This window comes from Helicobacter saguini, assembly GCF_000762875.2.
Taxonomy (GTDB): Bacteria; Campylobacterota; Campylobacteria; order Campylobacterales; family Helicobacteraceae; genus Helicobacter_A; species Helicobacter_A saguini.
In genome coordinates, this window is record NZ_JRMP02000006.1 from 1 (window position 1) to 14,000 (window position 14,000).

The 14,000-nt window shown below is 35.6% G+C and carries 13 protein-coding genes; 5 read left to right on the forward strand and 8 right to left on the reverse strand.

The genetic code is table 11. The annotated features are described in order from the left end of the window. Positions 1-149: 149 nt before the first annotated feature. Together LS64_RS04820 and LS64_RS12385 are read right to left on the reverse strand one after the other, a co-directional pair. Complete coding sequence (locus tag LS64_RS04820) at positions 150-1,505, reverse strand: PDDEXK-like family protein (RefSeq protein WP_034569810.1); 1,356 nt, start codon at positions 1,503-1,505, stop codon at positions 150-152. 114 nt (positions 1,506-1,619) lie between these two features. Beyond that, the gene (locus LS64_RS12385; RefSeq protein ID WP_160659381.1) at positions 1,620-1,787 is read right to left on the reverse strand and encodes a hypothetical protein; all 168 of its coding nucleotides are present in this window, start codon (positions 1,785-1,787) and stop codon (positions 1,620-1,622) included. Between the two features lie 230 nt (positions 1,788-2,017). Here LS64_RS12385 and LS64_RS04825 point away from each other — a divergent pair, with 230 nt between their 5' ends. The 4 genes from LS64_RS04825 to LS64_RS04840 all read left to right on the forward strand — a co-directional run bounded on the left by LS64_RS04825 (position 2,018) and on the right by LS64_RS04840 (position 6,108). Then, positions 2,018-3,115, forward strand: coding sequence for an FkbM family methyltransferase (locus LS64_RS04825; RefSeq protein WP_237416267.1), 1,098 nt, complete (start codon positions 2,018-2,020; stop codon positions 3,113-3,115). A gap of 91 nt (positions 3,116-3,206) precedes the next feature. Next, positions 3,207-4,988, forward strand: a complete 1,782-nt coding sequence (locus LS64_RS04830) for a DnaJ-like cysteine-rich domain-containing protein (RefSeq protein WP_034571579.1) — start codon at positions 3,207-3,209, stop codon at positions 4,986-4,988. 56 nt (positions 4,989-5,044) lie between these two features. After that, positions 5,045-5,287, forward strand: a complete 243-nt coding sequence (locus tag LS64_RS04835) for a hypothetical protein (RefSeq protein ID WP_034571577.1) — start codon at positions 5,045-5,047, stop codon at positions 5,285-5,287. Between the two features lie 5 nt (positions 5,288-5,292). After that, the gene (locus tag LS64_RS04840; protein WP_118988440.1) at positions 5,293-6,108 is read left to right on the forward strand and encodes an alpha-1,2-fucosyltransferase; all 816 of its coding nucleotides are present in this window, start codon (positions 5,293-5,295) and stop codon (positions 6,106-6,108) included. Between the two features lies 1 nt (position 6,109). Here LS64_RS04840 and LS64_RS04845 read toward each other — a convergent pair whose 3' ends face one another. The 3 genes from LS64_RS04845 to LS64_RS04855 form a co-directional block, all read right to left on the reverse strand. Continuing rightward, positions 6,110-7,588: a hypothetical protein gene (locus LS64_RS04845; protein ID WP_052062554.1), complete on the reverse strand. Its 1,479-nt coding sequence runs from the start codon at positions 7,586-7,588 to the stop codon at positions 6,110-6,112. An 18-nt stretch (positions 7,589-7,606) separates the two neighbouring features. After that, positions 7,607-8,638 (reverse strand): metal ABC transporter solute-binding protein, Zn/Mn family, encoded by a 1,032-nt coding sequence (locus LS64_RS04850; RefSeq protein ID WP_034572591.1) that lies wholly within the window; start codon positions 8,636-8,638, stop codon positions 7,607-7,609. Between the two features lie 93 nt (positions 8,639-8,731). Beyond that, positions 8,732-10,024 carry a citrate synthase gene (locus LS64_RS04855; RefSeq protein WP_034572589.1) on the reverse strand — a complete coding sequence of 431 codons (1,293 nt, stop codon included), beginning with the start codon at positions 10,022-10,024 and terminating at the stop codon, positions 8,732-8,734. 256 nt (positions 10,025-10,280) lie between these two features. Here LS64_RS04855 and icmH point away from each other — a divergent pair, with 256 nt between their 5' ends. After that, positions 10,281-11,042, forward strand: a complete 762-nt coding sequence (icmH, locus tag LS64_RS04860; protein ID WP_034572586.1) for a type IVB secretion system protein IcmH/DotU — start codon at positions 10,281-10,283, stop codon at positions 11,040-11,042. Between the two features lie 36 nt (positions 11,043-11,078). Here icmH and LS64_RS12390 read toward each other — a convergent pair whose 3' ends face one another. From LS64_RS12390 to LS64_RS04875, 3 genes are read right to left on the reverse strand one after another with little or no spacing between them, the layout of a single operon-like run. After that, positions 11,079-11,222: a hypothetical protein gene (locus LS64_RS12390; protein WP_160659380.1), complete on the reverse strand. Its 144-nt coding sequence runs from the start codon at positions 11,220-11,222 to the stop codon at positions 11,079-11,081. Positions 11,223-11,241: 19 nt separating this feature from the next. Continuing rightward, complete coding sequence (locus LS64_RS04870; protein ID WP_052062553.1) at positions 11,242-12,015, reverse strand: fumarate reductase iron-sulfur subunit; 774 nt, start codon at positions 12,013-12,015, stop codon at positions 11,242-11,244. A 2-nt stretch (positions 12,016-12,017) separates the two neighbouring features. Then, complete coding sequence (locus LS64_RS04875) at positions 12,018-13,997, reverse strand: fumarate reductase flavoprotein subunit (protein WP_034572584.1); 1,980 nt, start codon at positions 13,995-13,997, stop codon at positions 12,018-12,020. Between the last annotated feature and the right edge of the window lie 3 nt (positions 13,998-14,000).

The following is a 14,000-nucleotide window of genomic DNA, read 5'->3' on the forward strand; positions in this document are numbered from 1 at the left end:
TTTTCACATTCATTATAAATTAAGCTTTCCCACTCTTTGCTAAACAAATTCTTTTCCGCCATAAATCTACCTTAAAATCTGCAAAATAAAAGTAGATTCTATAAAAACTTTTTTAAGTTCGTGGAATATTTGCATGTGTTTAAATGCAGTTATTTTATATTTTCAAGTTCTTTTGCAAGTGTGGCGATTTGGCTATCAGTTGCTAGAAAATCATTGACTTTATTTACTAAATCAATTGTTTCGTTTATATCTTTTGCGTAGTAATATTCGTCTTTAAACCACCATCCATCATAATTTAATATTGTGCCAAATTTTTTTGTGATAATTTTATCTAATTCTTTAACAATTTTGTTACAACTATCCTCTGTAAAACCCTTTATATCACCATGTTTTACAAGGATTCTCACCCCGTAATATCTCCATTTTTCTCGTTGTTCGCCATAATGAATTTCTCTATCAAACATAAATCTAAATGTTTGATTCAAATATTTTTCATTAAACAACACAATATCATTACGCCATTCTCTAAAACTTGTGAATCTAGAATCATTTTCTGCCATTATCCACTTCTCACCTAATCTTTCGCGCTCTTTGCATTTACCATAAACAAAATCTTTTAAATAAGAATCATCGATTTTATATTTTTTGCTATATTCAATAATTTCTCGTGCTACCGCATATTTCTCTTCACTATCCAAAAAATTTGTAATTGCCATATTGTCCTTCCTTTGATTTGTGATTTCTTTGACTGCGTCTTTATAGCATTCTAACGCAAAATTTAAATTTGTAATGTTTCCTACCGCTTCTTTGCTTTGACAAGATTCTATCCATTTGATAATATCATCTTTATAACTTATCGCCTTGTATAGAATCTTTTTATTATTAGATTCTAAAAAATCACCCTTAATCCGCCAATCTTTCGCACTTTTAACATCATCGCCCCAAAGCGTTAGAAAAACCACCGCCATATTTTCATAAATATTATTAGATTCTATAAAATCATTTAAAGAATCTTCATCCAAAGTCTCATTAGATTCTATAGAATCTTCGCTCTCACTAGTCGTTAAATCTGCACCTAACATTTGGGCTATTTTGTTTATGTAGGTTTTTATTTGCTCGGGGCTCTCGCCCGTCCATACTTTATTTTCAAGGATTATGTATCTATAATTATTTTTGATTAGCAAGTCGATACGCTTTCTATCAATGCTATATTCACTATAAACGTGGGCGTGTTTTGTCTCGCCAAACCACTCTTTTAAATTTTTATCTTTCAGCTTGCACGTTTCCAAAAATTTATCCAAAAAGATAGAATCTTGATAATGATTGCTATGCGGATTTAAGAAAGAATGTAGCATTGTGCTGTGAAATAGCTCTTCATTGCTTTTGCGGATGACTAAAAGCGGATTATAGCTATTATTGCCACGCATTTTGCTTTTTAGCACACGCTCTTTAAAGTCGCTAAAATCGTTAAAAAAGCTCTCATATTTCCTAGAATCTTCACTCATTTTCGCCCTTTGTTTATATAAATTACATTGTAGAAAATTTTGTAAACCTTACAAATAAAGTTACAATTTGTAAATTAGATTCTATAAATTCTTTAGAATCTTACAAGTTAGATTCTATATTTTTGCACGTTTTTTAGAATTTTTAGAATCTACGTTTTTAGATTCTATATTCTTAGAATCTTGCAATTTCAAATTACCATTAACGCCGAAATATCCACGCTTTTCACATTCATTATAAATTAAGCTTTCCCACTCTTTGCTAAACAAATTCTTTTCCGCCATAAATCTACCTTAAAATCTGCAAAATAAAAGTAGATTCTATAAAAACTTTTTTAAGTTCGTGGAATATTATTTATAGAATAAAATTAACATTTAAAAAGCTTTATGTAAATATCAAAAAATACTTTTAGTAACGATGAAATACAAAATTCACAAAATATTTACTTTTCATTTACTACCTGTTTTTTTTTTTTTTTTTGTATCGTAAATCCTTTAATGATAAAGGGGAAAATATGAGTTTTAAACTTATTACAAAAAATATAAAAATAAAAAACAAAGGGCAATATATCCGCAAAAGACATATTTATAGAATCTTTGGTATGCCTATATTTTTTCGCGATGATAAGACAAGCTATTCAAAATATATGTTTGATACTTACAAGACAAAAAGGCTAGATGGTAACAATCTTATGAGCCTAAGTGTCGGTGAGTATATCGCTACTTCGCCAGATATTTTAGAAAAGATTCAGCGTTTGCTTAGCGGTGTAGCACCAAAAGAGGCGATAAATATTTTGCAAATTATAAAACGTCTAAAAGATATTTATCAAAATACAATTCACAGCATTCAAGTGCTAGAACAAAGCGAAATAGACGCTTTAAGGGCTATTCACACTGATTTTTACGACAAGATTCTAAAGATTAATGATGAAGCTTTTGTGTATGCGGGGTATTTTTTACCGATTAATCACTTTGAGGCTGGTGTATTTTATTACAAACATAGCTTAGATATATTTGAATCTAGCACACTAGATTCTATAAGACACAGGGATTTTATCGATGTGGGCGGCTTTATAGGTGATAGTGCGATAATTTTTGAAAAAGAGTTTTGTGATAAAAAGATTTACACTTTTGAGGCGACTTCTGTAAATTATAATTTGATGTTAAAGACTTTGAAGCTAAATGATTCTAAGCGAATCGTGCCTATAAATAAGGGCTTGGGTGCAAAATCTAGCGAGATTGAAATAAGTATCGCTGGCTCAGGCTCGACTATGAGTGATGCGACCAAAAGCCTTTGGGATAGCGATACATTTCAAAAGGTTGAACGTGTAGAAATTATCACTTTAGATTCTTATGTGGAGCAGCATAATATTGATGTTGGGTTTATAAAAGTGGATATAGAAGGGTTTGAACAGGAGTTTTTAAAGGGTGCGAAAGAAACTATAAAGCGGTTTAAACCTGCGATGTTAATTAGCATTTATCATAATGCAAGTGATTTTTTTGATATAAAGCCACTTATAGAATCTTGGAACTTGGGCTATACATTTAAATTTCATAAGCCAGTTGATGGGAATATTAGCATTGAGACGGCTTTATATTGTGAGGTGTTATAAAGCTAAATTTAAACAAAAAACTAATTTTGTATCTTAAATGTTGTAAAATACTACAAAACTTAGCAATATCTTATTACGCAGGGTAGCTACAATGCTAGATAATTACAAACAAGATTCTATAAATACGATAAATAAGTGGCTGAATGAGCAGACTAGATTTAAAAATAATGTGCTTGAGATTGAAGATTATAAGGATTTTATTTTTCATTTTAAGGTGTATGTGACTTATCAAATCGTAGCTGACCATATTACTATGAGTTATCCCGGGGAGAGAAGTAGTGGAATCTACTGCTCGGGGTATGCTGATTTTTGTTACCAAATTAAACAAAGTGAAATGTTAGAAGTGAAAAATCGTAACACTTTAGACAAGCTTTATAATATGGTGCAAAACAATAAATATGGTTTTATAAAGAATACTTTAAAGCTAAAAAGTGGGGAGAGTTTTTATTACACAAGCCCTTGCACTAGCTGTCATAATGGCATTACGACCTGCTTTTCATGCGGTGGGCGTGGGCGTGATATGTGTAACTTTTGCTCTGGTTTGGGCAATTTGCATAAGACAAGACAGGCAACCGCCTTTGATGGTAGCAGCTACACTGAGAGCTATATGGAGCGGTGCGTGCATTGCCATGGGAGCGGGTATAATGAGTGTAGCAGCTGTCATGGGCGTGGCGAAGTGACTTGTAGCACTTGCGGTGGGAGTGGCGTGAAAACGGAGGTGGCAAGCATTAGCGTGTATGCGGTGGCAAGGTGGGAGATGACTTTGCATGATGGCGTGGATAGCGATGTTGAGAGTGCGTTAAAGCGTGTGATTTTGGCGGATTTGGAGCGGTATGGCGAGACTAATTTGCTTGAGAGTAGTGCGGATTCTAGCGTGTATGAGGAGTATCATGCCAGCGTGCCATTTGCTAAAATCCTTACTAATTTTAATGGCAACGAGATAAAGTGGATAGTCTTTGGGAAAAACCTGCAAATTAGCGATGCGGGCGGGGTTTTAGACTTGCTTTTGGAAGGTGATTTGATAAATTTGGCTAAAAACGCTAGGCTTTGTTATTTTAAGCCTTTTATTGCTATTAGTTCTAAAAATGCTATTATTAATTTTATGCAAAATAGTATTTTTGAAACTTTATTTAAAAAAGATTCTATATATGGTAATATGTCTTTAAAGTCGGTTCTAAATGGAAATGTTGAGACAAGACCAAAAATAAAGTTTAAAGATGCGCATATTACGGAAAGGGCGGAGCGTGACTGCGAAATCTTAAATAATGCGATAAGTTATGAATTTGTCAAAACTGCCCTAGATTCTATGTATAAACTAACTAAGACAATATGTTTTTACTCGAATATTAAATGGTTTTTATTTTTTTTATTTATCGCATTTGGCGTTTTTATGTATGATAAATTGCATAATTTTGCTATTGCGAAAAATACTAAAAATATGAGTAATATTTACACATATAAAAAAGATGATGTTACATATCTAAACAAATCGTATTTGAATATTTTTGATGTGGATTCTAAGAAAGATTCTAAAAACACTAAAGATTCTAGAGATATTACGCGTCTTAATTCACTTAAAGATTTTAGTCTTGGAATCTTGCTAGGGAATATGTGGGATGCCCTTAGTTTTCATAGCATTTTGATATTTGTGCTTGGGGCTTTTGTAGCGTATTTTTATCGTAAGTTTTGGTTTAAATTTCGTGCTGCAAATTTGGATGTTTGGCTTCATCGTTATGATATAAATAAGAGTCGTTATTTTTTATTTCTCTTTTTTGGTGCTTTAATTATCGGGCTTGTTTTTTATTTTTTCCCTATTTTTATCACTGAAAATAATTATGTGTATGGAATCTTACCACTTGATTATTTTGATTAGAAAAATTTTTAAGGGAAATTTAATATAATATCACTTCGTATTAATAAGGAGAAAAAATGGTAGTAGAAATCGGCTTTTATTATGGTCTAGGAAACCAAATGTATAACTACGCTTTTGCTAAGGCGTTAGAGCATTATTACAAGCAAGAAGTGCGTTTAGATATTTCGCGTCATAATATATCAATGCTGCAAAGGGGCGTAGATTCTATAACTAATGGTGACAACGAGAGAGAGAGAGAGAGAGAGAGCGGTTTGCGGGGGCACGAATTATTGAGTTACTACATTTTAATATCAGCTTAAAATGTATGGATTATGAAGATGTTTATGCGTTTTTTAAAAAATATGACAAGCTAAATCTGCCGATAAATTTGGTGATGTTTGGACGCAATTATTTTTTTAGACTAATCTACAAAATGCTGCCGCGGGAATGGCGAAAGTGGCACTACAGATATTTTATAGAATCTAGCAAGGAAAGCGATGTTGAGAGTAAGCTAAAAAGCGGGACTTATTACAAAGAGCGTGATTATTTTCGTGGGTATTTTTTTAGCATTGCGTATTTTAATGAGATTAGGGAAGTTTTGCTGCGTGATTTTAGCCTTAAAACGCCCTTAGATTCTAAGAATCTAGCGACAAAAAAGCATATTTTGAGTGTAAAAGATTCAGTATTTTTGCATATTAGGCGGGGCGATTATTTGGAGTGCAATGATTTTGCGATTTTGGGTAGTAGCTATTATAATGCCGCATTAAAAATCATTAAAAATGCCCTGCCACACGCTACTATTTTTGTCTTTAGCAATGGTATTAATTGGTGTAAGGAAAATCTTTTGGGTTATTTAGATTCTAACATTACGCAGGGTTTAAACTTTGAGTTTATTGATAATAATCACGAAGGGTGCGCTGCCTTTGATTTAGAGCTAATGAAGTCCTGCAAACACGCCATTATAGCTAATTCTACCTTTAGTTTTTGGGGAGCATATTTGATAGAAAATCCTAGTAAAATCGTTGTTATGCCAAATGTTTATTCTTACAGCAATCCACCTACAACACGAAAAGATTTAAAAGAAGGGCAGAAAACTTGGCATATAATTGATATTTATTGGGGGAATGAAGTTTTATATTAAACTAACTTTTCATCAAACCTTCACAAAAGTTGATTACTTCATCGCGTAAATCATAGATTTCAATTAGATTTTTGCAAGGAGAAATGTCGCTAAAATGCCCTAAAACCTGCGGTAAGACGCTATAAAATGTGCCAAAATTGATTTTAGATTCTATGAAAAGCGTTTGCAAATGCTCATTTGCCGCATTCAAAACCACGCCAAGAGCGGGATTAGCAAGTAGCAAGTCCTTAAAGCGCCAAAGCGGATAGCGCGTCACATCAATGCCGCGAAACTCAAGCCTAGCAAGGTCAGTCACGCTAATTTTTTCAATACTAAAACGCTTTTTTGCCCGCTTGCTATGCAGCCCAAATGCGAGCGGCAGGCACATATCAGCCTTGCTTAAAAACGCCTTAATGCTGCCATCGCTAGATTCCACAAAGGCGTGAATGAGCGAACTTTTCTCAATCACAGCATCAATTTTTCGCGTTCCAAAAAGCCAGAAAGCTTCTAAAATTTCATACAATTTGTTGATTAAAGTTGCAGAATCTATAGTTATTTTCGCGCCCATATTCCATGTTGGATGTTTTAAGACCTGCTCTAAAGTTGCGTTATTAATCTCGCTTAAAGGCATATCACGCAACGCCCCGCCAGACGCGGTAATATAGAGCTTTCGCACATTTTTAGCACCACTTTTCACACCCAAAGAATAAAGGCTAAAATGCTCGCTATCAATAGGAAAAATATGCTTTAAAAAGTTAGGATTTTTAGAACTTTTTTTATCTTTTTTGGAATCAATTTTAGAATCTTTTAAGGCAAAATGCTTATTAGATTCAAACATATCAATTTCACGGCAATCCATTGAGTTTCTAGATTCTATCACTTCTAAATTTTCTAAGTTATTATCCAAAATATTAGGATTTTTAGAATCTGATTCTATACCACGATTAGATACCACAAAGCCAGATTCTAAAAAACTAGATTCTATAAATTTAGAATCTTCAAAATCTCTCCAAGTCTTAGTAGTTTTAGATTCTATAACTTTATGCTTATTTTTCTTAGATTTTTTAGAATCTTTTTTCGCCGCACCTTTTGTGAAATCTTTAGAATCTTGCTTTAGCAAAATTTCCCGCACCAAATTCCCCCCGATAACAAGCGTTTCCTTATTCGCAAGTAGCAATCTTTTGCCCTCTTTTAACGCACAAAGGCTAAATTTCAGCCCCGCAAAGCCCACAATCGCATTCAGCACAGCCTTAGATTTCGCCTTTTTTATCATCTCTTTTACGCCGCTATCGCCGACATACACGCGGCTATCACGCGGTTTTAAAAGCGCTAGCTTGCTCTCATCGCAAATGGCGACAAATTTTGGGCGAAACGCGGCAATCTGCTCGTTAAAAACCGCCACATTGCTATTGCACGACATCGCCTCGATTTGCAGCCCAAAAGTGCGCGCCACACGCAATGCATTCACGCCGATACTGCCCGTGCTACCTAAAATCACCATTTTTCGCCCTTTTTTTCGTTATTCATAACTTTTTGCGATTTTTTCCATTATAGATTCTAAGTTTTTTAGATAATCTTTACTCATAGGATTAATTAGCACGAGTTCCGCATTTATCGATGTTGCAAGGGTTTTTATATCCTTATTTTCACTCTGTGTAAAAATGCGTTTTACCCCGATTTTTTTCGCAAAATTGCTTAACGCCAAAATGTCTTGCAAACCATATTTTTTACCATGCTTTTCAAGGCTATGCTCAATCAAATTATACTCACTCTCAAAGCCCTCAAATAGCGGATGATACACGATAAAATCGCGTCTTTCCATATTCTTTAGAATCTCTTTAATTTTGCCCTGCGAAGATTCTATGTCTTGTTCTAATTTTGCTAAGTTTTCTTTATAAAAGTTAGCATTTTTAGAATCTAAACTAATTAGATTCTGTGCTATTTCTTTAGCGATAATTTTTGCGTTATTTAGACTTAGCCAAAGGTGGGAAATTTCATTATGAGAATCGTGATTTTCTTTGTGTTTATGATGATTTTCTTTAGAATCTGCACTTGGTTGTATTACTGCCTTGCCTTGTAAAAGCCCTTGTGTAAGCTCTTTTTCTTTTTTATTTTGTAGATTAGATTCTAAAGATTTAATTTTGCTATGAATCTTAATTCGCTCAAGTGGAATGATAGAATCTAAACGCAAAATCTCCGTTTTTTTAGCATTTTTAGAATCTTGTTTAATTTTTATCATTTTTTCTAAGTAAATTTTTTCAAAAGGCATACCGATAAATACGAGCATATCGGCATTTTCTAAGGTTTTAATCATTTTAAAATCAGGCTCAAAAAATTCGGCATTTTTATTGTTTGGCACAATTATTTTAGCATCGGCTTTATCAGCGGCGATTTTTTCCACAAAAAAGGCAAGTGGGGCAATGCTTACTGCAATTTGCAATTTAGATTCTTTAGAATCTATTTTGCTTTTCACCCCTGCGGCACTTAAAATATTTAAAATAAAAATATTACAAAAAATAAAATAAAATATTAAAAAACTTATCTTTTTCATAACCATCCTAAAATCAATTTAGAATCTAATTATATATTTTAACTTTTAAGATTTTTAGAATCTAAAAGATAAAATATCATTAAGTTTCATGTTTTATTTCCCCATATACACCTGACGTGGTCTTGTGATTCTAACATGTGGATTTTTTACATGTTCGATTAAGTTCGCACACCAGCCAGGCATTCGCCCTAAAACGAAAATAGGCGTGAAAAGCTCCGTTGGAATCTTCAAAGCCGAAAGAATTATACCGCTATAAAAATCCACATTTGGATACAAATTTCGCTTGATAAAATACTCATCTTTCAGGGCGACTTCCTCGACTTTTTCAGCTATTTCACTAAGTTTCATATCCATTTTTATACCGCGTTTGTTTAAATCATCTTTTAAGGCTTTCAGCGTCTTAGCGCGCGGGTCGTAGTTCTTATACACACGATGCCCAAAGCCCATAAGGCGAAATGGGTCATTTTTATCTTTCACACGCTCGATGTATTTATCGACATTTTTCACATCGCCTATTTCTCTTAGCTGACTTAGCACCGCCTCATTTGCCCCGCCGTGTGCTGGTCCCCAAAGGGCGGCAATCCCTGCAGAAATAGCCGCATACGGATGCACGCCCGTGCTTGCCACATTTCGCACGGTGGTAGTTGAAGCGTTTTGCCCATGCTCTGCGTGAAGCGTTAGAATCTTATCTAACGCCTCGATTTCCACAGGCGTGATTTCTTGCTCGCCTTTAAGCGTTTGCTTTAGCCGTCCGTGCGGATATGCGCGTAGCATATACAAGAAATTTTCCACATAGCTTTTGCTCACATCAGGCTCAATGAAGGGCGCACCAACGCTATGACGATAGCAAAATGCCACCATTGTAGGCGTTTTAGCAATAATCCGCCTTGCCATCGTTTGATAATCATCCTCGTCCTCCATCTCTTTATGGTCGTAGTAAAGTGTCGCTAGAACGCTCACTAACGCACTTAAAGTTGCCATAGGATGCGCCTTATCAGGAAATGCGTTAAACACACTTTTTAGCCGCTCATGCAAGAAGCCGCAATGTCGCAACTCAAGGTCAAACTCATCGCTTTCTTTAGAATCTTTAGGCAGCCCATCATCGCTAATTAAAAGCCTACAAACATCGGTAAATTTATATTTCGCCACCAAATCCTGAATAGGAATGCCCTTGTAAAGCAGCTCGCCATCCTTGCCATTCACATAGCTTATAGTGCCTTCACAGCCTGCTGTGCTACCATATCCTGGGTCATAGCTAAATAGATTTGTTGTCGTAAAAAGCTTACTAAAATCAATCGCCTTAGGACCCCTAGTGCAGTTAATTAAGTCAAACTCATAGCTTTGCCCGGTTGAATTATCTGTCAGTGTCACGCTCTCTTTTGCCATATCTTTCTCCTTTAAATTGATTGCTTTTTTGAATCTAGATTCTAAGTTTTCTTATGTTTTATGGAATCTAGATTCTAAAAGCTAATGTTTTTCATAATATCTAAATTTTTCACATTTTGTCTAGCAAATATTAATTATTTTTGTGTAATTAATGGAATGTTACAAAAATGCTAAGAATTTATAGAATCTAGAAATTTACTTAAATTCATATTTTTCTTTTACCATTTACATTTTTAAAAATATTTGAAAGTTTAATATGCAGGATAAAGATATAAAAAAAACATCGCTCATAGCCGCTGGCAATCTTAGGGGTTTGCAAAATAACTTGGCACTAGATTACTATTTATCTTTACTTTTATTAGCTAATAGATTATCTAGAATCAGTAAATTTGATATGAGCATAGAGCAGTTAAAAGAGAATATATTAAATGAAATTTTATCTATAAACTCTACGCTTATAAATCTAAAAAAATACGATGAAATTGATATTGCAAGGTTACGATATTGCGTGTGTGTGTTTATTGATGAGAGTTTGCTTAAGAATCCTTTATTTATCGATAGCGATTACGCTAATAATCCATTAACTTTAAGATTATTTAATGAAAACGAAGGTGGCGATAAATTTTTTGGAATCATGTATAAGTGGCTGGAAAATCCCAGTAAAAATAAAGATATGCTTGAATTTATATACGTTTGTATGATTTTGGGCTATAGGGGTAAATTTAATGTAGAAAATGATTGTAATGAAAAAATTTTATATTTATGTGAAAATATATGTGCCGCAATAACACCAAATATTGAAATGAAAGAAGATATTTTCAATGAATATGGCAAAAGATTTAATAATAATGATTTATTCCAAAGCCTTATCAAATTTTTAACAAGACATTTTAAGGTTATTGTTATATTTATTCCACTAGGAATTATTTTAGGCGTATTTACATTCTCAACACTTAAAATTTTAAACAATAATGAAAATATAGAATCTAAGTTTATTAATATTTACTTAAAACAATAGTTAGATTCTAAGAATCTATTTACTATTTAGGGAGTTTTAGTTATAGAATCTTGTAAGATAGATTCTGTAAAAATGGATTCTAATATAGAATCTAAATAGAATCTTGCAAAATAGATTCTGTAAAATGTAGAATCTAATAAGGTAGATTCTATAAAACGTAAAATAGATTCTATAAAACATAGAATCTATTAAGAAAAAGTTAGCGCAAGGCGACCATTTTGCGGCGAAGGTAAGCGATTTTACTTTGCAAAGGTAGCTCTTTAGGGCATACATCATGGCAGGCAATAAGGCTCATACAGCCAAATACGCCATCATCATTACCTACTAGCTCGTAGTAATCCTCATCAGTCCTTTCATCATGCGGGTCAATCATAAATCGCACAATGCGATTCATCCCAGCCCCGCCGATAAAGTCCTCACGCATAACTTTTGTCGCGCAACTTGCAATGCAGCACCCACACTCAATACATCTATCAAGCTCAAACACATCATCCGCCACCTGCGGCTCAATAGGCATTTCAAGCTTAGAAATATCAGGCTTATGCTGCGTATGCACCCAGCTCTCTACTCTCTTTGTCATACCCTCAAACCACTCGCCTGTATTCACACTCAAATCTTTGATAAGTTTAAACGCAGGTAAAGGCAAAATGGTAATCACGCCATCAGGGAAATCTTGCGTCAAAGTCCTACACGCAAGTCGTGGGCGACCATTTATCATCATACCGCAACTTCCGCAAATCCCCGCGCGACATACAAAGTCAAAGCTTAAATCAGGGTCTTGTTGTTCGCGTATCATATTTAGTGCGATAAACACGGTCATTGAATGCGCCTCTTCTAGCTTGTATTCCCTAAAATGCGGCTTACTTACCGCGCTTTGTGGGTCAAACTTTAACGCACGAATGGTAATTGTCCTGCCCTTATGCTCGGCTGGTTTAGCCGCTGTTTGTTGATTGTTACTTACTTCAGCACTCATTTTTATCTCCTTTTATCGCTTAGTCTTTCATTTCTTGCTTTATAAAGTGGCTGCAAGTTAAACTGCATTAATGCTTCTTGCAATGCGTATCTATCACCACCTTTTGCGTTAATCTCTGCTGTGATTTTATCAATCTCAGCTTGTCTTATCGCGCTATTTGGATGCTCGATAATCATACCCTTAGCACCATATCCGCGGAATCCGGGCGCGATTTCCATTTTCATAATGTCTAAATCCTCATAAGTGATTGTAGGCAATGTTTGATTTGGGTCATCGCTCCAACCAGCTAAAGTTCGTTTTAGCCAGTCTTTATCATTTCTTTTTGGATAGTCCTCGCGGCTGTGTGCGCCCCTAGATTCTGTCCTATCAAGCGCTCCTTTTGCCACACACAAGGCAATTTTTAGCATACGCGGTGTGCGGTAGGCATCTTCTAGCTCTGGATTATCGTGGTATTTTTTATTTTGCACTCTTATATTTTTGCTTCGCTTATATAGCTCTTCTAGGCGAGTTACCGCGTCTTGCAAGCCTTTACCATCTCTAAAGATTCCAACATCCGCATCCATTATTTCTTTCATTTTATTTTTTATTTCATACACATTTTCAGTGCCGCTGCTATTTAATAGACTTGCGATGTAGGCTTCTTCTTTCTTAATAAAAGATTCTAAAGTAGCAGTCTCAATATCCACTTCCGCATTTTGACAATGCTCCGCGAAATATCCACCGATAATCATACCGCTTACCACCGCTTCGCTAACTGAGTTTCCACCTAAGCGATTAAATCCATGTAAATCCCAGCACGCCGCTTCACCTGCTGCAAATAAACCTTTAAGATAAGATTCACCACGATAATCTGTGCGGATACCGCCCATAGAATAGTGCTGCATAGGTAGCACAGGCGCCCATTTATCCGCAGGGTCAATACCAGCGAATACTTTACAAATATCTTGCACGTCGCGTAAATTTCGCTCAATATGCGCGCGACCTAAGATTGTAATATCAAGCCATAAATGCTCACCATAAGGCGATTTTACACCCTTACCTTCGCGGATTCTTTGAATCATCCTACGCGAAACAACATCACGGCTTGCTAGCTCTTTTTTCTCTGGCTCATAATCAGGCATAAAGCGATAGCCATCCACATCGCGTAATAAACCACCATCACCGCGACATCCTTCAGTCAGCAAGATTCCACTAGGGAAAAGTGGCGTTGGGTGGAATTGCACCGCTTCCATATTCCCTAGCTTTGCTACACCTGTCTCCATAGCAATAGCAGCGCCTGTGCCTTCGCAAATTACAGCATTTGTAGTGTTTTTATAAACCCTACCATATCCACCTGTGGCAATCAGTGTGCCTTTTGCTACATACGCAGAAATCTCGCCTGTAACCAAATCTCGCACCACCGCGCCATAGCATCGCCCATCTTGGTGAATCAAAGCCACCGCTTCTTTTCTATCGCGAATATCTACGCCGTGCTTATAAGCTTCATTTGCTACCGCATAAAGCATAGTGTGACCTGTGGCATCCGCTGTATAGCAGGTTCTCCACTTTTTAGTCCCACCAAAATCCCTTGAGTGAATGTAGCCGTGTCTAAAGTCATCTTCAGTAATCGTTACCTTTTCGCCATTGATAACCGCTGGTCTATCACCCTTTTGAATCCTAGTCCATGGGACACCCCAGCCAGCCAGCTCTCTAATTGCCTTTGGCGCAGTTGTTACGAACATTCTAGCTACATCTTGGTCGCAACCCCAGTCGCTCCCTTTTACCGTATCAGCAAAGTGCAAGTCTTCGTTATCGCCATCGCTTTTTACTGAGTTTCCAAGGCTTGCTTGCATACCACCTTGCGCAGCAGCGGAGTGGCTTCTTTTAACCGGTATAAGACTTAGCACTATTGTGCTTAACCCTTGCTCTTGTGTAGCGATGGAAGCGCGCAAACCAGCCAAACCACCGCCTATAATTAACGCATCACAATATGTTACTTTCATCAT

What these genes read in the sequence shown, in the direction of transcription:
- LS64_RS04820 (WP_034569810.1), bottom strand. Translation starts at nt 1,505, where the DNA reads ATGAGTGAAGATTCTAGGAAATATGAGAGCTTTTTTAACGATTTTAGC.
- LS64_RS12385 (WP_160659381.1), bottom strand. Translation starts at nt 1,787, where the DNA reads ATGGCGGAAAAGAATTTGTTTAGCAAAGAGTGGGAAAGCTTAATTTAT.
- LS64_RS12390 (WP_160659380.1), bottom strand. Translation starts at nt 11,222, where the DNA reads ATGTTTTATAGAATCTATTTTACGTTTTATAGAATCTACCTTATTAGA.
- LS64_RS04870 (WP_052062553.1), bottom strand. Translation starts at nt 12,015, where the DNA reads ATGAGTGCTGAAGTAAGTAACAATCAACAAACAGCGGCTAAACCAGCC.
- icmH (WP_034572586.1), top strand. Translation starts at nt 10,281, where the DNA reads ATGCAGGATAAAGATATAAAAAAAACATCGCTCATAGCCGCTGGCAAT.
- LS64_RS04840 (WP_118988440.1), top strand. Translation starts at nt 5,293, where the DNA reads ATGGATTATGAAGATGTTTATGCGTTTTTTAAAAAATATGACAAGCTA.
- LS64_RS04855 (WP_034572589.1), bottom strand. Translation starts at nt 10,024, where the DNA reads ATGGCAAAAGAGAGCGTGACACTGACAGATAATTCAACCGGGCAAAGC.
- LS64_RS04835 (WP_034571577.1), top strand. Translation starts at nt 5,045, where the DNA reads ATGGTAGTAGAAATCGGCTTTTATTATGGTCTAGGAAACCAAATGTAT.
- LS64_RS04850 (WP_034572591.1), bottom strand. Translation starts at nt 8,638, where the DNA reads ATGAAAAAGATAAGTTTTTTAATATTTTATTTTATTTTTTGTAATATT.
- LS64_RS04845 (WP_052062554.1), bottom strand. Translation starts at nt 7,588, where the DNA reads ATGGTGATTTTAGGTAGCACGGGCAGTATCGGCGTGAATGCATTGCGT.
- LS64_RS04875 (WP_034572584.1), bottom strand. Translation starts at nt 13,997, where the DNA reads ATGAAAGTAACATATTGTGATGCGTTAATTATAGGCGGTGGTTTGGCT.
- LS64_RS04825 (WP_237416267.1), top strand. Translation starts at nt 2,018, where the DNA reads ATGAGTTTTAAACTTATTACAAAAAATATAAAAATAAAAAACAAAGGG.
- LS64_RS04830 (WP_034571579.1), top strand. Translation starts at nt 3,207, where the DNA reads ATGCTAGATAATTACAAACAAGATTCTATAAATACGATAAATAAGTGG.